Annotated in this window: 19 protein-coding genes and 1 tRNA gene; 11 read left to right on the top strand and 9 right to left on the bottom strand. The window is 67.8% G+C overall.

The genetic code is table 11. From position 1 onward, the window contains the following. Positions 1–159: 159 nt before the first annotated feature. On the bottom strand, positions 160–1,869 hold the full coding sequence (locus tag ACW14X_RS11400; protein ID WP_457165668.1) for a S8 family peptidase: 1,710 nt from the start codon (positions 1,867–1,869) through the stop codon (positions 160–162). 181 nt (positions 1,870–2,050) lie between these two features. Between ACW14X_RS11400 and ACW14X_RS11395 the strand changes: the two genes are divergently transcribed. The 7 genes from ACW14X_RS11395 to ACW14X_RS11365 all read left to right on the top strand — a co-directional run bounded on the left by ACW14X_RS11395 (position 2,051) and on the right by ACW14X_RS11365 (position 10,190). Then, positions 2,051–2,680 carry a TetR/AcrR family transcriptional regulator gene (locus ACW14X_RS11395; protein ID WP_457165667.1) on the top strand — a complete coding sequence of 210 codons (630 nt, stop codon included), beginning with the start codon at positions 2,051–2,053 and terminating at the stop codon, positions 2,678–2,680. Beyond that, positions 2,681–4,429: an ABC transporter ATP-binding protein gene (locus tag ACW14X_RS11390; RefSeq protein ID WP_457165666.1), complete on the top strand. Its 1,749-nt coding sequence runs from the start codon at positions 2,681–2,683 to the stop codon at positions 4,427–4,429. Beyond that, positions 4,426–6,405 (top strand): ABC transporter ATP-binding protein, encoded by a 1,980-nt coding sequence (locus tag ACW14X_RS11385; RefSeq protein ID WP_457165665.1) that lies wholly within the window; start codon positions 4,426–4,428, stop codon positions 6,403–6,405. The genes ACW14X_RS11390 and ACW14X_RS11385 overlap by 4 nt, the downstream gene beginning before the upstream one ends. 352 nt (positions 6,406–6,757) lie before the next feature. Beyond that, positions 6,758–8,383: an MDR family MFS transporter gene (locus ACW14X_RS11380; protein ID WP_457165664.1), complete on the top strand. Its 1,626-nt coding sequence runs from the start codon at positions 6,758–6,760 to the stop codon at positions 8,381–8,383. Between the two features lie 14 nt (positions 8,384–8,397). Beyond that, complete coding sequence (locus ACW14X_RS11375) at positions 8,398–8,880, top strand: MarR family winged helix-turn-helix transcriptional regulator (protein WP_457165663.1); 483 nt, start codon at positions 8,398–8,400, stop codon at positions 8,878–8,880. 101 nt (positions 8,881–8,981) lie between these two features. Next, positions 8,982–9,668 (top strand): metal-dependent transcriptional regulator, encoded by a 687-nt coding sequence (locus ACW14X_RS11370; protein WP_160025543.1) that lies wholly within the window; start codon positions 8,982–8,984, stop codon positions 9,666–9,668. Between the two features lie 252 nt (positions 9,669–9,920). After that, positions 9,921–10,190, top strand: coding sequence for a hypothetical protein (locus tag ACW14X_RS11365; protein WP_160025542.1), 270 nt, complete (start codon positions 9,921–9,923; stop codon positions 10,188–10,190). Here ACW14X_RS11365 and ACW14X_RS11360 read toward each other — a convergent pair. From ACW14X_RS11360 to ACW14X_RS11350, 3 genes are read right to left on the bottom strand one after another with little or no spacing between them, the layout of a single operon-like run. Beyond that, on the bottom strand, positions 10,176–11,069 hold the full coding sequence (locus ACW14X_RS11360) for a Sir2 family NAD-dependent protein deacetylase (RefSeq protein ID WP_350836557.1): 894 nt from the start codon (positions 11,067–11,069) through the stop codon (positions 10,176–10,178). The two genes, ACW14X_RS11365 and ACW14X_RS11360, sit on opposite strands and share 15 nt — an antisense overlap. Further along, positions 11,066–11,335: a DUF2277 domain-containing protein gene (locus tag ACW14X_RS11355; protein WP_160025540.1), complete on the bottom strand. Its 270-nt coding sequence runs from the start codon at positions 11,333–11,335 to the stop codon at positions 11,066–11,068. Before ACW14X_RS11355 ends, ACW14X_RS11360 begins: the two co-directional genes overlap by 4 nt. 31 nt (positions 11,336–11,366) lie before the next feature. Beyond that, positions 11,367–12,128: a LuxR C-terminal-related transcriptional regulator gene (locus ACW14X_RS11350; RefSeq protein WP_160025538.1), complete on the bottom strand. Its 762-nt coding sequence runs from the start codon at positions 12,126–12,128 to the stop codon at positions 11,367–11,369. A 176-nt stretch (positions 12,129–12,304) separates the two neighbouring features. Here ACW14X_RS11350 and ACW14X_RS11345 point away from each other — a divergent pair, with 176 nt between their 5' ends. Beyond that, positions 12,305–13,483, top strand: a complete 1,179-nt coding sequence (locus ACW14X_RS11345) for a saccharopine dehydrogenase family protein (RefSeq protein WP_457165662.1) — start codon at positions 12,305–12,307, stop codon at positions 13,481–13,483. Positions 13,484–13,513: 30 nt separating this feature from the next. On the opposite strand, the gene ACW14X_RS11340 is transcribed toward ACW14X_RS11345, so the two are convergent. Continuing rightward, positions 13,514–13,589: transfer RNA gene (locus ACW14X_RS11340), tRNA-Arg, on the bottom strand. A 605-nt stretch (positions 13,590–14,194) separates the two neighbouring features. Between ACW14X_RS11340 and ACW14X_RS11335 the strand changes: the two genes are divergently transcribed. Together ACW14X_RS11335 and ACW14X_RS11330 are read left to right on the top strand one after the other, a co-directional pair. Then, on the top strand, positions 14,195–15,877 hold the full coding sequence (locus ACW14X_RS11335) for an LCP family protein (RefSeq protein WP_457165661.1): 1,683 nt from the start codon (positions 14,195–14,197) through the stop codon (positions 15,875–15,877). After that, the gene (locus ACW14X_RS11330) at positions 15,877–16,080 is read left to right on the top strand and encodes a hypothetical protein (RefSeq protein WP_160025532.1); all 204 of its coding nucleotides are present in this window, start codon (positions 15,877–15,879) and stop codon (positions 16,078–16,080) included. The genes ACW14X_RS11335 and ACW14X_RS11330 overlap by 1 nt, the downstream gene beginning before the upstream one ends. A gap of 23 nt (positions 16,081–16,103) precedes the next feature. Here the strand turns inward: ACW14X_RS11330 and ACW14X_RS11325 are convergent, their stop codons facing one another. The 4 genes from ACW14X_RS11325 to ACW14X_RS11310 all read right to left on the bottom strand — a co-directional run bounded on the left by ACW14X_RS11325 (position 16,104) and on the right by ACW14X_RS11310 (position 18,176). Continuing rightward, the gene (locus ACW14X_RS11325; RefSeq protein ID WP_160025531.1) at positions 16,104–16,454 is read right to left on the bottom strand and encodes a large conductance mechanosensitive channel protein MscL; all 351 of its coding nucleotides are present in this window, start codon (positions 16,452–16,454) and stop codon (positions 16,104–16,106) included. A 67-nt stretch (positions 16,455–16,521) separates the two neighbouring features. After that, positions 16,522–17,181, bottom strand: coding sequence for an SAF domain-containing protein (locus tag ACW14X_RS11320; RefSeq protein ID WP_457165660.1), 660 nt, complete (start codon positions 17,179–17,181; stop codon positions 16,522–16,524). 102 nt (positions 17,182–17,283) lie between these two features. Further along, positions 17,284–17,553 carry an FmdB family zinc ribbon protein gene (locus ACW14X_RS11315; RefSeq protein WP_160025529.1) on the bottom strand — a complete coding sequence of 90 codons (270 nt, stop codon included), beginning with the start codon at positions 17,551–17,553 and terminating at the stop codon, positions 17,284–17,286. Between the two features lie 59 nt (positions 17,554–17,612). Next, positions 17,613–18,176: a 5-formyltetrahydrofolate cyclo-ligase gene (locus ACW14X_RS11310; protein WP_350836549.1), complete on the bottom strand. Its 564-nt coding sequence runs from the start codon at positions 18,174–18,176 to the stop codon at positions 17,613–17,615. Positions 18,177–18,253: 77 nt separating this feature from the next. Here ACW14X_RS11310 and ACW14X_RS11305 point away from each other — a divergent pair, with 77 nt between their 5' ends. Continuing rightward, positions 18,254–19,630: a UTP--glucose-1-phosphate uridylyltransferase gene (locus ACW14X_RS11305; protein WP_201451153.1), complete on the top strand. Its 1,377-nt coding sequence runs from the start codon at positions 18,254–18,256 to the stop codon at positions 19,628–19,630. The last annotated feature ends 7 nt before the right edge of the window (positions 19,631–19,637 follow it).

Raw genomic sequence — 19,637 nt, 5'->3', positions numbered from 1 at the left:
ACCCTATGGGACGCGAAGGGCCCGGATGCTCGGGTTGAGCATCCGGGCCCGTGGTGGCGGTAGGAATCCCCGGTTAACCGGTGAAACCTGCACTTCTCAGGTGTTGCAATGCCAGAGAAGTGCAGGGATACCCGGTTAACCGGGTATCCCTGCAGCTGGTCAGTAGCTGACTGCCGCCTTGGCGTCGACGATGCCGCTGCCGTAGAAGCCGTTCGGGGCCTCGCCACCCTCACAGGTGTGGGTCGAGGTCGCCGTCGTGCCGTTGGGCAGGTGGCGTACGTAGGTGAAGTCCGCCGGTACCGGGCAGGCCTTGTCGGTGGCCGACTTGAGCAGGATCTTCTCCACCTTCTTGGGCGAGAGGGTCTTGCCGGAGTAGTCGCGGCTGCCGTACTCGCCGACGATCAGCGCGGCCACACCAGCAGCGTGCGGGGAGGCCATCGAGGTGCCCTGCAGGTACTGGTAGTAGGAGCACTCACCGCTGGAGCAGTCCGAGACCGCCCACGGCACCAGGACCTCGCCGGTCGCCGGGTCGATCGCGCCCTCGGCAACACCGAGATCGTACGGGTAGGCGGCCAGGATGGTCGCGGCGTAGTCGCGCTTCCCGTCCGCGGTGTCGTACGCATCCCCACCAGGCGCCGCGACGTCGACGAAGCCGTCGCCGTAGCTGGAGTAGTAGGACTTGCGCTCGGACGGACCGGTGGAGCTGACCGCGATGACCCCGTTGCCCTCGGTGGGCATCGAGACGCACGACTCCGGGTCGAGCAGGTCACGGACGTAGGCGGCCTCGCCGGGCTCGCTGGCGTAGTCGGGGCTGCTCGCGTCGGTCTGCGGCTTGGTGTAGTCGATCGCCTGGTTGCCGGCGGCCGCGACGAGGGTGACGCCACGGGCGCGGGCGTAGTCGAGGGCACGCTGCATCGCGGTGATGATCGTGACCTGCTCGGCCTGGTCCGCGGCCGAGTCGGCCGGGTGGTTGGTGCAGTTGAACAGCCACGGGTCGACGTAGTAGCTCATGTTGACCACGTCGATGCCGTTGCGGCCGGCGTAGGTCAGCGCGTCGACCGACGGCTGCAGGAAGAAGTAGCCGGAGTCCTGGCCGGCGCGCAGGTTGACGATGTCGGCCTCGGGGGCGACACCGGTGATGCCGACGCCGTTGACCGGCGAGGCGATGGTGGAGGCGACGTGCGTGCCGTGGCCGTTCTCGTCGACGTCGGCCGCGTCGCTGCAGGAAGCGTCGGGCTCGTCCTCACACGGACCATCGACCGTGGCGCCGTTGGCGTCGACCGGGATGTCGGTGGTGAAGTTGCGGCTCAGTCGCGCGTCGAAGTTGGGCGCGATGTCGGGGTGCGACCCGTCGACACCGGTGTCAAGGATGCCGACGCGGACACCCTTGCCGCGCTCGGTCTTGTTGGCCGCCGCGGCGTCGATCTGCTTCATGTCCCACTGCAGACCGGAGAGCGGCTCCGTGGATCCCTTGGGCTTCGGGGTCTTGGGTGCGGTGCCCTTGCCGGACCGGAACTCGGTCTCGACCTTCGACACCTCCTGCTTGCGGGCCTTGCTGGCCGCGTCAGGAGTCGTGGCGCCCACGATCCTGTCCTGGGCCGCGCCGACGAGGGCGTCCGAGGCGTTGGCCGCCTCGGCGAATCCCTCACCTGCGGTGACCGTCGCGACTCCGATGGCACTGTTCTCAGAGATGATCTCGCCCCCCGCGGCCTTCACCGCGGCACGGGCGCTGGCGGCCGAGGATCCCTCGGCATATGCCACGACATAGCGGACCTCCTGGTCAGAGGTGGCGTTGCCCGAGTTCGCCATGACGAGGGTGCCGGTGACCCCCAGCGCGACTGCGGCCGCGCCTGTCAACAACCTACGCATGCTGTCTCCATTCCTGGATTCGGTGGTCGAGATTGTCGGGACCACCGCTGTCATGGCCCTTGTCGGCCCGACAGTGGGGCCCAGCATGCCCTAGTCCGCATCCGGTCGAACAGGGTTTGGGAGGAGCACCCACCCATAATTAGGTTTGTGAGTGAGTACTCACTCACTTACGCTGGTCCATGTGGACGAACGACGTATGCGGGCCAAGCCGATTCCTGCAGCCGACCGGCGCGCCGCGATCATCGCGGCGACCGAGACGCTGCTGATCGAGCACGGCACGGCGACAACGACCAGGCTCATCGCCGAGGCGGCCGGAGTCGCCGAAGGCACGATCTTCCGCCACTTCCGCGACAAGCGGGAGCTCTACCGGGCGGTCGCCGAGAACGTCTTCGACCCGACCAGAGGTGGTCAGTCGATGGCGGAGGTGGTGGAGGGCGAGGCCGACATCGAGGACAAGCTCCGTGCCGTGATCGACCTGCTCGCCGCGACGTCGCAGCGCGGCCTCCTCGTCATGATGGCCGTGCGCTCGGCCGTGACGGAGGAGCCGGATCCCGAGGGCGTACGTCATCCGCCCGGTCCTCCGAAGTTCCTCATCGAGGCCAACAAGGCCCTCATCGACAACCTGACGAGGCTCGTCTTCGAGCCGCACGTGAACGAGCTGCGGCTGCCGCCGCGCAAGGCCGCGCTGGTGCTGCGCAGCCTCACGATCGGGGCCTGGCTCCCTGGTCTGAACCGAACGAACCAGCCGCTCAGCAGCGAGGACGTCATCGACGTGCTGCTCGGCGGCATCCTGACCAGAGAGACCTCCTGAATGCTTCTCCGACTCCTGCGGGACTACCTGCTCCCGTACAAGAGATTCCTGGTCGTCATCGCGATCCTGCAGCTCTTGTCGACCTCGGCCTTCATGCTGCTGCCCAGCCTGAACGCCGACATCATCGACAAGGGCGTGGCCGAGGGCGACACCCGCTACATCCTCGAGATCGGCGCGATCATGCTCGGCGTGGCGCTGGTGCAGATCCTCGCCTCGATCACCAGCGTCTACTTCGCCGCCCGCAGCTCGATGAGCTTCGGCCGCGACCTGCGGGCGGCGATCTTCGCGAAGGTCGGCTCCTTCAGCGCTCGCGAGGTCGGCCGCTTCGGCGCCCCGTCGCTGATCACCCGGACCACGAACGACGTCCAGCAGGTCCAGATGCTCGCCGTGCTCACCTGCACCCTCGCGGTGATGGTGCCGATGATGATGGTCGGCGGCGTCGTGATGGCCATCCAGGTGGACGCCGGGCTCTCCTGGCTGCTCGCGGTCGTCATCCCCGCGCTGCTCATCTCCATGACCGTGGTCGTACGCGGCATGGTCCCCAACTTCCGCAAGGTGCAGGAGCGCATCGACGCGGTCAACCGCATCCTGCGCGAGCAGATCACCGGCATCCGGGTGATCCGGGCGTTCGTACGCGAGCGTCAGGAGACCGAGCGCTTCGCCAAGGCCAACGACGAGCTCACCGACGTCGCGCTACGCGCCGGGCGCTGGATGTCGACGATGTTCCCGCTGATGATGCTGGTCATCAACGTCGCCAGCGTCGCGGTGATCTGGTTCGGCGGCATCCGGGTCGACAACGGGTTGATGCAGGTCGGCCCGCTGACCGCCTTCCTGCAGTACCTGATGCAGATCCTGATGTCGATCATGATGGGCACCTTCATGCTCATGCAGGTCCCGCGCGCCGCCGTCTGCGCCGACCGGATCGCCGAGGTCCTCGACACCGAGACCAGCGTGACCCCGCCGGCGGCGGGGGTCACGGAGATCTCCCGGCACGGGCACGTCGACCTGAACGGAGCGGGCTTCACCTACCCCGGCGCGGACCACCCCGTCCTCCACGACCTCACCTTCGAGGCCAGGCCCGGCCAGACCGTCGCGATCATCGGCTCCACCGGCGCCGGCAAGACGACCCTGCTCGGCCTCATCCCGCGGCTCTTCGACGCGACGGCCGGTGTCGTCTGCGTCGGTGGGATCGACGTACGCGACCTCGACCCGGCCACCCTGCGCAGCTCCCTCGGGTTGGTGCCGCAGAAGGCCTTCCTCTTCACCGGCACCGTCCGCTCCAACCTGCTCCACGGCAAGCCGGACGCCACCGACGAGGAGCTCTGGCATGCCCTCGAGGTAGCCCAGGCGCGTGACTTCGTGGAGCGGATGGCCCCCGAGGACGGCACCGGCCTCGACGCCGAGATCGACCAGGGCGGCACCAACGTCTCCGGTGGTCAGCGGCAACGTCTGGCCATCGCCCGGGCGCTGGTGAGGAGGCCCGACATCTATCTCTTCGACGACTCCTTCTCCGCGCTCGACGTCGCCACCGACGCCCGCCTCCGTGCGGCGCTCGCCCCCGAGACCCGCAACGCCACGGTCATCGTGGTCGCCCAGAGGGTCTCCACGATCCGCGACGCCGACAAGATCCTCGTGCTCGAGGACGGCGCCATCGTCGGCGAGGGCACCCACGAGGAGCTCCTCGCCGGCAACGCCACCTACCAGGAGATCGTCTCCTCCCAGCTCAGCGCAGAGGAGGCCGCGGCATGAGCGACCAGACGAACGGCCAGATGAAGAAGACGGAGCGGATCGTACGTCCCCAGGGCGGCCCCGGCCCGATGGGCGCGGGCGGCGCGGTGGGGGACAAGGCGATGAACTTCGTCCCCTCGGCCAAGCGGTTGCTGCGCCGGATGGCGCCCTACAAGCTCCACGCCTACGCCACCATCGGCCTGGCCGCGGTCAGCGTCACCCTGATGTCGCTGGGTCCGTGGCTGCTGGGCAAGGCGACCAACATCATCTTCGGCGGCGTCTTCTCCAGGCAGCTGCCCGCGGGGGTGACGCAGGAGGAGGCCGTCGAGGGTCTGCGTGCCCAGGGCGACGACAAGCTCGCCGACATGCTCTCCGGGATGGAGTACGTCACCCCGGGCCAGGGCGTCGACTTCGACGCGCTGCGCAGCGCGCTGCTGGTGGTGCTCGCCGTCTACCTCGTCGCCTCCCTGCTCTCCTTCGTGCAGGGCTGGATCCTCAACTCGGTCGTCCAGGGCACCGTGAAGGGCCTGCGCGAGGACGTCGAGAAGAAGGTCCACAGCGTCCCGCTGTCCTACTTCGACAAGCAGCCGCGAGGCGAGCTGCTCAGCCGGGTCACCAACGACATCGACAACATCAGCCAGACCCTGCAGCAGACCTTCAGCCAGGTGCTGACCGCTCTGTTCACGCTGGTCACGGTGCTGTTCATGATGTTCTGGATCAGCCCGGTGCTGGCCCTGATCGCGCTGCTCGCGGTGCCGGTCTCGCTGGTGGCGACCAGCGCCGTGATGAAGCGGTCGCAGGGCCAGTTCGTAGCTCAGTGGCGCCACACCGGCAAGCTCAACGGCCACATCGAGGAGACCTTCTCCGGCCACGACCTGGTCAAGGTCTTCGGGCGTCAGGAGGAGGTCGAGAAGACCTTCGCCGAGGAGAACGACAAGCTCTTCGCCGCATCCTTCAAGGCACAGTTCATCAGCGGGATCCTGATGCCGCTGATGATGTTCGTCGGCAACCTGATGTTCGTGGTGGTCTGTGTGGTCGGGTCCCTCCGGGTCGCCAGCGGAGCACTGAGCCTGGGTGAGCTGCAGGCCTTCATCCAGTACTCGCGCCAGTTCACCCAGCCCATCACCACCCTCGCCTCGATGATGAACCTGCTCCAGTCGGGCGTCGCCTCGGCCGAGCGGGTCTTCGAGCTGCTCGACGCCGAGGAGCAGACGCCCGATGTCGGCGCTCACCGGAGCGGCGCCGGTGCCGGCGAGGTCCGGTTCGAGCACGTGAGCTTCTCCTACGACAAGGACAGGCCGCTCATCGAGGACCTGTCCCTGGTGGCCCGTCCCGGGCAGACCGTCGCGATCGTCGGGCCCACAGGTGCGGGCAAGACCACCCTGGTCAACCTGATCATGAGGTTCTACGAGCTCGACGCCGGCCAGATCACCCTCGACGGCGTCGACATCGCCTCCATTCCCCGTTCCGACCTGCGTGAACGCACCGGGATGGTGCTCCAGGACACCTGGCTCTTCGAAGGCACGATCCGCGACAACATCCGCTACGGCCGGCCGGACGCGACCGAGGATGAGCTCCTCGAGGCGGCCCGGGCGACGTACGTCGACAGGTTCGTGCACTCGCTGCCGGACGGCTACGACACCCTGATCACCGACGAGGGCGGCAACCTCTCGGCGGGCGAGCGGCAGCTGATCACGATCGCCCGCGCGTTCCTCGCCGAGCCGTCGCTGCTGATCCTCGATGAGGCGACCTCCTCGGTCGACACCCGCACCGAGCTGCTCCTGCAGCACGCCATGGCGGCGCTGCGCTCGGACCGTACGTCCTTCGTGATCGCCCACCGGCTCTCCACGATCCGCGACGCCGACCTGATCCTGGTCATGCGCGACGGAGCGATCGTCGAGCAGGGCAACCATGCCGAGCTGCTCGAGACGAAGGGTGCGTACGCCGAGCTCTATCAGTCGCAGTTCAGCCACGCCCTCGTCGAGGAGCCCGCCTGAGCTGCAGCTCTGAGAAATAACCCTTTGATCCCGCTATGACCCGGCGCCTACCGTTGAGCCACACGGGAAAGGAGGTGATCCGATCAGATGAAGAACGATTGGATGCGTGAGGTGGCTGCTCGCTAGCAGCTTCCCCAACTACGGATGGGGGCTGGCAATTCACCAGCAGCCACCCGACCCGCAGGCGTACCGGACTCATCCACCGGGTCGGCCACCAGGCCCGCCTGCGGGTCGCCCCGTTTTCTGCAGTGTTGGGATCAGCCGCGACCGGCGACAAGTTGCGTTTAGCAACTAATCGGACGTACATTGGTTGTCGATGTTCAACCAATTCTCGTGAAAGCCGAGTCACCACTTGTCAGAGTCCCAGCAGTCTTCGCAGGCCATCGCCGCGCCGCAGATGACCCACCGCCAGATCATGGAGGTCCTCTCCGGCCTTCTGATGGCGCTCTTCGTCGCCATGCTGTCCAGCACGTCGGTCGCCAACGCACTGCCGCGGATCGTGACCGACCTCGGTGGCACCCAGAGCGGCTACACCTGGATCGTCGTCTCGAGCATGCTGGCGATGACTGCGACCACGCCGATCTGGGGCAAGCTCGCCGACCTCTACAACAAGAAGATGCTGGTCCAGGCCGCGCTCGGCCTGTTCATCGTCGGCTCGGCGATCTGTGGTCTGGCGCCGTCGATGCCGGTGATCATCACCGGCCGGGTCATCGCCGGCCTCGGCATGGGCGGCATCATCGCCTTGATCCAGGTGATCATCGCGATGATCGTCTCCCCGCGTGAGCGCGGCCGCTACTCGGGCTACATCGGCGCGGTCTTCGCCCTGGCCACCGTCATCGGGCCGCTCGTCGGCGGCGTGATCGTCGACTCCCCGCTGGGCTGGCCCGGCGTCTTCTACGTCGGTGTGCCGTTCGCGGTGGTCGCCTTCATCCTGCTCCAGAAGACCCTGCACCTCCCGCACGTACGCCGCGAGGTCAGCATCGACTACCTCGGCGCGTTCCTGCTGGTCGCCGGCGTCTCCACGCTGCTGATCTGGGTCACCCTGGGTGGCGACTCCTTCGCGTGGACCTCGCTGGTGTCGTACGCCCTGGTCGTCGGCAGCGTCGTCGTGCTGGCCCTCGCGATCCTGGTCGAGGGCAGGTTCGCCAAGGAGCCGATCATCCCGCTGCGCCTCTTCCGCGACCGCACGATGGTCCTCTCCACCCTCGCCTCGTTCTTCGTCGGTGCCGGGATGTTCGGTGCGACGGTCTACCTGCAGCAGTACTTCCAGACCGCCCGCGGGATGACGCCGACCCATGCCGGGCTGATGTCGATCTGCATGGTGCTCGGACTCTCCGGTGCCGGGATGGTCACCGGACGCCTGATCAGCTCCACCGGACGCTGGAAGCGCTACCTGATCTTCGGCGGCATCATGCTGCCGATCGGGCTCTTCCTGCTCAGCACGATCGACGAGCACACCAACCTGGCCCTGGTCGGCGCCTTCATGGCCATCCTCGGTCTCGGTGTCGGTGCCACCAACCAGAACCTCGTCCTCGCGGTGCAGAACAACCTCGACAACAAGGACATGGGTGCCGGGTCCTCGGTCGTCGCGTTCTTCCGGTCGATGGGTGGCTCGATGGGCATCGCCGCGCTCGGCGCCGTGCTCTCCCACCGGGTCGAGGACGTCATCACCGATGGCATCCCCGAGCTGGTGGCCAGCGGGAAGGTGACCCCCGAGGAGCTCCAGAGCCTGCAGGGCGGCGGGCTCGCCGACCCGGCGAGCATGCCGAGTGCCGTGCAGGCGCTCTACGAGCACGCCTTCGCCGTCGCCACCGCCGATCTCTTCCTGGTGGCCATCCCGTGCGCGGTCATCGCGCTGGTTGCGATCCTGGGTATCAAGGAGGTTCCGCTCAAGACTACGATCGAGGACCTCGCCGACGATGAGATCGCTCCTGAGGTCGCCGCGGAGCTCGAGGCGGGGGGAGCGGGCCGGAGATGACAGGGATGACAGCCATGAACGACGCCGCTCAGGGCGAGCAGTTCGAGGACGGTCCTCGCGGTGAGTCGCTCAGCCGGCTCGAGTCCGAGGTCGGCGTGCTCGTGTGGAGGGCCAAGCGGGCGATGAAGGCACGCGGCCGGATGCTTCACCCGGATCTGCCGCCCGGCGGCTACATGATGCTGACCTGGATCGCCGAGCGTGGCCCGGTGCGCGCCTCCGCGCTGGTCGACGGGCTCGGGATCGACAAGGGAGCGGTCAGCCGGATGGTGCAGGCCATGATCGACCTGGGCCTGCTCGAACGCCATCCCGATCCCGAGGACGGGCGGGCCAGCCTGGTCTCGGTGACCGCCGAGGCCCGCGAGGGGCTCGAGCGGGTGGCCCGCGAGCGTCGCGTACGTTTCAACGACCGGCTGGCCGACTGGAGTCCCGACGAGATCGACCGGCTCAGCGCTATGCTGTCCAGATACAACGAGGCCCTCGAACGCCAGGGCTCTTAGGGGATCGCGCCGAGCTGATCTCTCCTGCAGGCCGACGTCGTTCGGGACACACCCTGCTGGGTTCGGTTTTTCTGACTGATTCAAGGATGTAGGATTAGCCCGTGAGCGATCTCATCGACACCACCGAGATGTACCTCCGCACGATCTACGAGCTGGTCGAAGAGGGAATCGTTCCGCTGCGCGCCCGCATCGCCGAGCGCCTGCACCAGTCCGGCCCGACGGTCTCTCAGACCGTCGCCCGGATGGAGCGCGACGGGTTGCTCACCGTCGAGGGCGACCGCCACCTGCAGCTGACCGACGAGGGCCTACGCCTGGCCACCCGGGTGATGCGCAAGCACCGCCTCGCCGAGCGGCTGCTGACCGACGTCATCGGCCTCGACTGGGAGCTCGTCCACGAGGAGGCGTGCCGCTGGGAGCACGTCATGTCGGACACCGTCGAGAAGCGCCTGCTCGACCTGCTCGGCGACCCGACCGAGTCGCCCTACGGCAACCCGATCCCCGGTCTCGACGAGCTCGGCGGCAAGCCCGCCGACGAGGACTTCATGGCCGGCGTCCAGTCGCTCACGGCCGCAGCGACCTCCGAGCGCGCCACCGTCCTGGTGCGCCGCATCTCCGAGGAGATGCAGAAGGACGAGTCGCTGATGAGCGCCCTGCGCCGAGTCGGCGCGACCCCGGACCAGACCGTCGCGATCAAGGCGACCCCTGACGGGGTCATGCTCGGCTCCGGCGGGGAGACCGCGGAGATCATCCCTGAGGCCGCCGACCACATCTTCGTGAAGGCCCTCTGACCCGCAGCTTCGAGGTTCGTCGGCTCCACGAGTCGTCTTCGATGTGGCAACGCTGTGTCCACTTCGGGCCCACTTTTGCAACCGCGGGTGAAATTCTCTCGACGTCGGCAGATTCTGGCACATGACTCTGGACCGATTACGTCATCGATGCTTATGTTTGACGTGCAAGGCCTGCTGGAAGCCCGGTTACCGATGTGGGCTTCTGCAGCTGTCATGTCGAGACTTGCGGGGGTCTCCGGAGGGGAGAGCTCTATGGAGGTCGTTCATCTGCCCGCTCGCGGTCGCGAGCTGGATGAGACGTTCCGCCCAGTCGCCGTCCACCACACCGACACCGGCCTGACCCGTCACCTCGAGCGCGGCGAGGAGATCGTGCTCACCGACCTCGGCGGTGACTACCACAGCGCCAAGGTGCTGCTGATCGACGAAGGCCCGGTCTACCACTTCTTCATCGGTGCCAGACTCTCCGTCGACGAGGCCGCCGGCCGCATGGCCGACCTGCCGATCCAGTCACGCTCGGCGTGACGCCAAGGTGGTGAGGAACTCGCTGGTTCCGACCTCCAGCTTGTACGTAGCCTCCGCATCGCCCCTGGTCGCGCCGCGGTTGACGATGACGACCGGGATCCCGGCCTTCGCCGCCCGGCGCACGAACCGATAGCCACTCATCACCGCCAGACTCGAGCCCGCGACGAGCAGCACGCCCTTCCCCTCGTGCCGCTCGTCGCGGGCCTGAGCTCCGGGGCCCGGTTCTGCCAGCGCGTCGACGGCCGCCATGCACCGGGCGACGCGGTCCTTGGGGACGTTCTCGCCGAAGAAGACGACGTCAGGCTTGAGGATGCCACCGCAGATCTCGCAGTCGGGCACGACGAAGTCCTGCGTCTCCTCGAGCGCGACGTCGCCGTCCGGCCGGGTCTCGACGTCCGCGTGCGCCTCGGCCCAGCCCGCATTGAGCGCCTCCATCCGCTCCTGGAGGTCGCGACGCGGGCTGACGGTGCGGCAGGACAGGCAGATCACATCGGCCACCCGGCCGTGGAGCGTCACGATCCGGCCGCTGCTGGCGAGCTCGGGTGCCGCCTGCTCGTGCAGACCGTCGACGTTCTGGGTGATCAGCAGCTCGGGATCGATCGCGGCCAGGGCACGATGGCCGGCGTTCGGCACCGCGCTGCCCATCCGCCGCCAGCCGAGGTGGCTGCGCGCCCAGTAGCGCTGCCGCTCCTGCGGGCCGGAGATGAACTGCTGGAAGGTCATCGGCTGCCGTGACGGACTGCCGGGGCTGCGGTAGTCGGGGATGCCCGAGTCGGTCGAGACGCCGGCCCCGGTCAGCACCACGAGGCGGCGGTCCTGCAGGAGAGCCAGGGCTTCTGCGTACGAGTCGGTGCTGCTCGCCTCCGGGGCGAGGGTCACGAGGCGTACCTGCCCTCGGCGCGAGCCTTGCGCTTCGCGGCCTCGACCTCACGGTTCTTCTTGGGGGCGTTGGTGACCAGATCGTCGAGGAGATGCCGGGTGATGTGGGCGATCTCGGCGACGGCGCGGTCGAAGGCCTCCTGGTTGGCGGCCGAAGGCTTGGTCGTGCCGCTCACCTTGCGTACGAACTGCAGGGCGGCAGCGGTGACCTCGTCGTTGGTGGCGGGCGGCTCGAAGTTGTGGAGCGGGCGGATGTTGCGGCACATGCCATCCACGGTACCTGGATCGAGGCGACGGTCAGCGCGATCGGCCAGGGGTGTGGGAGGGGGACTGGCCACGCGGATGCGGCGGTATCGGCCCGCCGTTGGGCGCAGCGCCCTTGGCCTGCCTCACGTCGTCGGCCGGGGGAGCCGGCCGCGGCACGACGCCGTCCTCGAGCAGCTGGCTCGCCATCAGGGCGGCCTGGGTGCGGTGGCTGACGCCGAGCTTGGCGAGCAGACCGGTGATGTGGTTCTTCACGGTCTTCTCCGCCAGCACCAGACGGTCGGCGATCTGCCGGTTGGAGATGCCCTCGGCGAGCAGGACCAGGATCCGACGCTGCTGCGGAGTCAGGTCGGCGACCACCTCGTGCATCCGGCGGCGCTCCTCGACGTTGTGGACCACCTTGGCGGCCGCCTCGGGGTCGAAGAGGGTGTGGCCGCTGGCCACCAGGCGTACGCCGGAGACCAGGCTCGTCGCCTCGATCTGCTTGAGCACGTAACCGGCCGCCCCGGCCATGATCGCCTGGCTCATCACCTCGTCGTCGGCGTCGGTGGCCAGGATCATGCAGCGGATGTCGCTCTTCATCGCGAGCGCCTCGCGGCAGAGCGCCACCCCGGAGGCGTCGGGCAGGTGGGCGTCGAGGATGAGTACGTCGGGACGGAGCGTCGCGATCAGCGGCCGTGCCTCGGCGGCGGTGCGGGCCTCACCCACGACTTCGATGTCCGGTTCGGGCAGCAGGACCGTACGCACGCCGACACGCACAACGTCGTGACCGTCGGCCAGCAGAACGCTGATCACCGCGTCGCCCACAGGCTCGTCTCACTCATCTCGTGGTTGGGGATGGTGTCTGGTCGTTCACTCGAATGCTGATTCACCGAAAGAAACCGCTCAAGAGTACCCCTATTGATGCAACATTTGATCACTGAAAGACCCGTGCCGTCTCGGATTTCGTTGCTTCTGGAAAGGTAGCGGTCATGACGTCTCCTCGCGATCTCGACATCGTCCTGTTCGGCGCGACCGGATTCACGGGCGGTCTGGTGGCCAGATATCTCGCCGAGAACGCGCCCGAAGGACTGCGATGGGCGCTCGCCGGCCGCTCCCTGTCGCGGCTCGAGGCCGTTCGCGACGGCCTCGACGCTGCTGGTGTCGAGCTCCTCCAGGCCGACGTGCACGACTCCTCGTCGCTGGCCGCGCTGGCGGCTCGTGCTCGCGTCGTGATCACCACCGTCGGGCCTTACCTGGAGTACGGCGAGCCGCTCGTCAAGGCCTGCGCCGAGGCCGGCACCGACTACGTCGACCTGACCGGAGAACCCGAGTTCGTCGACCGGATGTTCGTGAAGTACGACGCCACCGCCCGCGCCAACGGAGCCCGGATCGTGCACGCCTGCGGGTTCGACTCGATCCCGCACGACCTCGGGGCCTTCTTCACGGTGCGCGAGCTCGCCGCCGGCGGTGAGATCACCGGGCCGCTGACGATGAAGGGCGTCGTCCGCTCCAACGCCACCTTCTCCGGCGGCACCTTCCACTCCGCGCTGGGGCAGATGTCGCGACCCCGGGAGATGGCAGCCGCGTCGCGCGAGCGCCGTGCGCTCGAGGAGCGGCCGAAGGGGCGTACGTCTCGACCGGCGAAGCCGAGTCTCGGCCGTGACAGCGAGCTGGGCTACTGGCTGCTGCCGCTGCCGACCATCGACCCGTTCGTCGTCGCCCGCTCCGGGCGGGCGCTGGAGGCCTACGGCCCCGCGTTCACCTACTCGCACTTCGCCGGGACCAAGACACTGAGGTACGCCGTCGGCGGCGTGGTCGGCGTCGGTGCCCTTGCCCTCGCGATGCAGGTCCCGCCGCTGCGGGCCAAGCTGGGCGAGCGGGTCAAGCAGGGCACCGGACCCTCCGAGGGCCGCCGCGAGAAGTCGTGGTTTACCGTCGACTTCGTCGCCGAGTCCGGCGGCCGGAAGATCCACACCAAGGCCTCCGGAGGCGACCCGGGCTACACCGAGACGGCGAAGATGCTCGCCGAGTCGGCGCTCTGCCTGGCCTTCGACACGCTGCCCGAGACCTCCGGCTCGGTGACCACCGCGGTCGCGATGGGCGACGCGCTCCTGGATCGCCTGCAGGCTGCCGGGATCCGGTTCGAGGTCGTCGACAGCGCCTCATAAGGCGCGGTGTCATCGGGAAATATCTGGAATTGGTGCCCCAGGCAAGAGTCGAACTTGCGACCTTTCGCTTAGGAGGCGGCTGCTCTATCCACTGAGCTACTGGGGCATTCGCGAATATCTTGCCATGGTGGCAGGTGATACTACGGTTTGGGGTTCGATGCGGTCAGGGGCCAAACTTGGGGCCCTCGCGTAGGTTGAGTCACCGTCGACTCAACCCGAATCCCCCCAAAGACAAGCGACGAGTGACGGTGATCTATGCCTGACGCCTCCATGCCTCCCCGACGTGGGGGTGCGGATTCAGGCTCCGGCGTGTCCGGATTCGAGTGGATGTACGGCGCCGACGAGCCTGAGAGCAACGAGTCTGGGGGGACTCATGCCGGCCGTGGTGCTCGGGTCGCGGACGTACCGATCGACCAGCCGTCGGTGGAGCCCGGCGGTGGCCGGCGAGCCGCGCGGCCGCAGTCTGACTTCGTGTCGCCGCCGCCTCCCGGGCCGGGATCATCGGGCGGTGGCCGTCGGGCTGCGCGTCCCACCCGCCAAGAACCGGTTCAGCCTGAGCCTCCCGTCGTCGAGCCGCCGCGCGCGGAACCGGTGCGGCGGGAGCCGACCCGGGCCGAGCGCTATCAGGCGTTGGGCCGAGAGACCTCGCGACCGTCACCGGCGCCTGCTCCTCCGGCCCCTCAGGAGTGGAACGCCCCGGACGCAACGGCCGTGGCTCCTCCGCTGCGAGAGACCTCGCGCCCTGCGCGCCGCATACCTCCGCCGCCCGCCCCCGCTCCCTCCGCTGAGGAGACCGCGGTCGCGCCGGCGCCGGAGTGGTATCGCCAGGATCCACACCCGGCCCCTCCCGCGCCCCAGGCCCCCGACCAGCAGCTCGCCCCGCCGGCCGCGCGCGAGTTCGACTGGAACGACCCCGCCGCGACCACTGTCGCGCCCCGCCCCGATCCGGCCGACCGGCCCCGAGGGCGTACCTCTTCGCGTGATGAGCTGCATGAGGCCCGCCACGAGGCCTATCCCGCCCCGGGCCGCCGGGGCGCTGCGTATGCGGCGGGTTACGACGACGAGCCCTATGACGACTATCCGCCCCAGGATGGCTACCAGGAGCCGTACGCTCCCTACCCCGACGACGAGCGCGGGGACCGCGACAAGCCGCGGGTCAGTGTGTGGCAGGTGCTCAGCTCGACGTTGCTCGTGCTGGCGCTGATCGTCGGGCTCTTCACCGTCTACACCTACCGCAGCCTGCGGTCCAACATCAGCACCGTCAGTCTCGGCGAGAAGGCCGCTGATGTCGGCCCGAAGGAACCGATCAACATCCTCGTGATGGGGTCGGACAGCCGCGACTGCAAGGGGTGCGGCGTCGACGGTGAGAGCGGTGGTGGATCGGACACCAACATCCTGCTGCACCTCTCCGCCAACCGGAAGTTCGCCTACGGCGTCTCGATCCCGCGAGACACGATGGTGAACCGGCCCTCGTGCAAGACCGAGGACGGCAAGACCGCCCCGGCTGAGTACGTGCGGTGGAACGCTGCGTACGCGACCGCGGGTCCGACCTGCACGGTCGAGCAGCTGGAGTCCGTGGCCAGCGAGATGTGCGGCGAGAAGTGCGACCTCACCGTCAACCATCTCGTCGTGGTCGACTTCGCGAGCTTCAAGGGCATGGTCGATGCCATCGACGGGGTCGACGTCTGCATTCCTGAAGAGGTCGACGACAAGTACACCGGCGCTCACTTCGACGCCGGTGAGCAGAAGCTGACCGGCAAACAGGCGCTCAACTACGTGCGCTTGCGGCACGGCCTCGGAGACGGTGGCGATCTCGACCGGTCCAAACGTCAGCAGGCCTTCATCGGTTCGATGGCGGCCAAGCTGCTCTCTGGTGACACCCTGTCCAGTCCCACGAAGGTCCTCAGCTTCCTGAACGCTGCGACCAAGGGTTTGACCATGGATGAGGGTCTCAAGGACAACCTCGAGACGATGGCGCAGATCGGCGCCGGGTTCCAGAGCATCGGGATGGAGAACATCAAGTTCCTCACCATCCCCACGGTCGCCGATCCTCAGAACCCTGAAGCCACTGTCGTCCTCGATGAGGAGAAGGCAAGGAACGTCTTCAAGGCGATCGCCAACGACAAGCCGTTGACTAAGAAGATCGCCGCCGGAGCCTTGGATGCAGGCGAGGCCTCGGGCAAGAAGAGCAAGAGCTCGGGCGACGGCGACCCAGCTCCGGACGACACCGCGACCGACGGCGAGACCGCGGAGACGTCACCCAGCGACGAGGCCGCGTCCGACGAGTCGTCGGACACCGCCTCGGGTGGTGCCAGCAACGGCGCTTCCGAGGAAGAGCTCGCCCAGATCGCCGAAGAGGCGAAGGCGGCACGCGAACGCGCCGGTCTCTGCTGATGGCTGAGGACACCTCGCCCGAGACGGAACGGCCCGACGAACAGGAGGAGCCGGAGTGGAAGCGCAAGCAGAGGCTGGCGCGGATCTTCGGTGACGTACTCCCCGAGACGACCAGCGACGAGCGGGAGTCGTCCGCGGAGTCCGAGGAGTCGGCGTCGGACCGATGGCTGAAATCGCAGGTGCCGCCTCACCACGGTGGGTGAGACGGCACCTGGAAGCGGATGCGTCAGCGAACGGCGATGCTGTCGCGGATCTGCTTGAGGATGTCGATCTCGGTCTCGCCCGGGTCGGGGTCCGGGAAGAAGCGCTCCTTGGCGTGGGTGTAGGGCTTCACGATCATGAAGTAGACGACCGCGGCCATGATGAGGAATGCGATCACCGCGGTCAGCCATGCGCCGACGCTGATGCCCTGCGGTTCGTAGTTCGAGAAGTCGGGCGTGCCGCCGAGCTTGCCGATCAGGTCCATGATGACGTCGACCGTCGCGGTCACGACTGTGGCGAACGCGCCGCCCATGATGAAGGCGACCGCGAGTTTGATCAGGTCGCCCTGGAGCAGGAACTTCTTGAAACCGTCCATGTCTTGCTTTCTCCTGTTGCTCATTGTGTGAGGTGAAGGAGACCCCGGATATGGCGTGCGTTGGCCGTCAGTACGCAAAGGTGAGGTAGCCACCCACCCCTGCCGATGTGACGTCCTCGACGCTGTTCTCGGCGACTCCGACGATGACCAGACGCCCCGCCGAAGTGTTCGTGACGCCAAACCCCTCGGTCTTTCCCTGTGCCATGGAATCATCGCGGCTCGCCTCCGCGGCTTGAGGGAGGCTGAGGATCAGCGTGTCGGTGGTGACCCGGGCGGTCTCGGCGGTCGCGGGGTCGGTGGCGTAGAGGTCGACGGTGTCGCCGACGTGGAGCAGCTCGGCCATCTCGGCGTCGGGGAGCCGGACCGGGACGGCCACCAGGTCGGGGTGTCCCTCGGTCAGCTCCGGCCCCACCAGACGTACGTCGGTGACGGGCTCGCCGCGGCGCAGGGGCGCGGCCAGGCGCTCGCCGAGCGGCGCCTCGGCGAGGTCGGCGGGCACGTTGGCGGGGTCGGTCGAGACGTCGGTGAGGTCGGCTGCGGTGATGACCGTGCCGACCGGCAGATCTCGGGAGGCGACCGCCATCGTCGAGGTGTCGGGTGGGTCAGGCCGGGTGGCCGACAGGCCGATCGCGACCGCGGAGGCGGTCAGCAGGAACGCCAGCAGGCGTCGGTGGGCGAGGACCCCGCGGCGTACGCGGCGGGTCAGGGACGTGATTCGAGTGAACATGCGGGCACGCTAAGTCGCACTCGCGATTCCCGCATCTCGCTATCCACAGCCCAGGTCAGGTTGTGGATGACCCTGTGGATAACCCGCCGCCGCGGGTGGGTCTCAGTCCGACGAGCTGGAGGCGGCCGGCGCCGGGGACGAGGTGCTCGAGGACGACGTCGTCGAGGACGTGGAGGACGTCGAAGAGGAGGATCCGGACCGGGAATCGGTGCGGTAGAAGCCGGAGCCCTTGAAGACGACGCCGGCAGCGCTGAATACCTTGCGCAGCTTGCCGCCGCACTCGGGGCACTCGGTCAGCGAGGCGTCGCTGAAGCTCTGGAACTGGTCGAAGGCGTGGCCGCACTCGGTGCAGGCGTACTGATAGGTGGGCACGTTTCTCCTAGAACAGAATCTGGCACTCGACGGGCGCGACTGCCAATATTAGCGAACGCCTAGGAGAAGCGCTGCATTCCCTCCGCGCTCGCGGCCGCTCCGACCGCCCGGTCGTGCGCCTCGACCGGCACCGCGACGCCGATCTCCCACGGATAGAGAAGTACGCAGGTAAAGGTTCCGGCCGGCACCCGGGACAGGACGCGGTCATAGGATCCGCCGCCACGCCCCATCCGATGCCCGCGGGAGTCGACGGCCAGGCCGGGAACGAGCACGACGTCGGCACTGGCGATCGCAGAGACGCCCAACCGCTCCCCGCCGGGCTCCAGCAGCCCCCGAGGCGCGCGGACCAGCTCTCCGTCGTAGGCGGCCCAATCCAGGTCGTTGTCCGGCAGAAGACAGGGCAGCAGGATGCGTTTCCCGGCCGCGTCCAGCTCGTCGATAAGAGGTCCGGTGCCCGGTTCGGTGCCGATCGAGACGTAGAGCGCAACCGTTCCGGCGCTGCGTACGTCTGGAATATCAGTGACCACCTGCGACAGGGCACGCGCGAGCGAGCCCAACCGAGGGAGCCCGATGCGCCCCCGGGTAGTCAACAACTGGTCGCGTAAGGCAGTCTTGCGCCCCACGAAGTCAGCGGGGGCTGGACTATCAGAACCCGGAGGGGTGTGTGAACCCGACACAACGACAGCCTAGGCTTTCCTCTATGGGTAGCCCAGGTTTGGCCAAGGCAATGGCGAAGATGCGCGATGCCGGCGTAGACGACGTCGCGGTGCAGACATTCGCACATTACTACCGCCAGCTCGAGCATGGTGAGACCGGGATGATCCCGGAGGAGACCATCGAGCCGGTCGACATCCCGTCGATCAGCGACGCCGTGGTCACCGACGAGGAGGCGCACGCCGCCATCTCGACCACCGCGGTGATCAAGCTCAACGGTGGCCTCGGCACCTCGATGGGCATGGACCGCGCGAAGTCGCTGCTGTGCGTGCGCAAGGGTCTGAGCTTCCTGGACGTGATCGCCCGCCAGATCCTGCACATGCGCGAGAAGTACGACGTACGCCTCCCGCTGCTGCTGATGAACTCCTTCCGCACCTCCGAGGACAGCCTGGCCGCGCTCGAGCGCTACCAGGACCTGCCGGTCGAGGGTCTGCCGCTGGAGTTCCTGCAGAACCGCGAGCCCCGCCTGCTCGTCGACGACCTGACCCCGGTCGAGTGGCCCAAGGACCCCGAGCTCGAGTGGTGCCCACCGGGCCACGGCGACATCTACACCGCCCTGCTCGACACCGGGCTCCTCGACCTGCTCATCGAGCAGGGCTACGAGCGCGTCTTCGTCTCCAACTCCGACAACCTCGGCGCCGTCCCCGACGAGAAGGTCGCCGGCTGGTTCGCCAAGTCCGGTGCCCCCTTCGCCATCGAGGCTGTACGCCGCACCCCGAGCGACCGCAAGGGCGGCCACTTCGCGCGCCGCAAGTCCGATGGCCGCCTGATCCTCCGTGAGACGGCGCAGACGCTCGACGAGGACAAGGTGGCGCTGCAGGACCTCAACCGCCACAAGTACTGCTCGACCAACAACATCTGGTTCGACCTCAAGGCGCTCAAGAAGGTCCTCTCCGAGCGCGACGGCATCCTCGGCCTGCCGCTGATCCGCAACGAGAAGACCGTTGACCCGGCCGACCCGAAGACCCCGAAGGTCGTTCAGATCGAGACCGCCATGGGCGCCGCGATCGAGGTCTTCGAGGGCTCGCAGCTGATCGAGGTCGGCCGCGACCGGTTCGTCCCGGTCAAGACGACCAACGACCTCCTCGTCCTCCGCTCCGACGTCTACGACATCGGCGACAACTTCGTGCTCGACCAGGTCGCCGACGTGGTGCCGTTCATCGACCTGGACGGCGACTACTACAAGTACGTCGCGAGCTTCGACGAGCGCTTCCCCGAGGGTGCTCCGTCGCTGCGCAAGGCGTCCTCGCTCACCGTCAACGGCGACTGGACCTTCGGCAAGGGCGTCCAGGTCATCGGCGCGGTCTCGCTCGACGGCGCCAACGCCGAACGCGTCGCGCCCGCCACCGTCCTCTCCGACTGACACTGCT

This window comes from Nocardioides sp. YJ-D4, from assembly GCF_054031495.1.
Note: the sequence above shows the minus strand (reverse complement) of the source record. Positions and strands in the feature narration are given on the sequence as shown.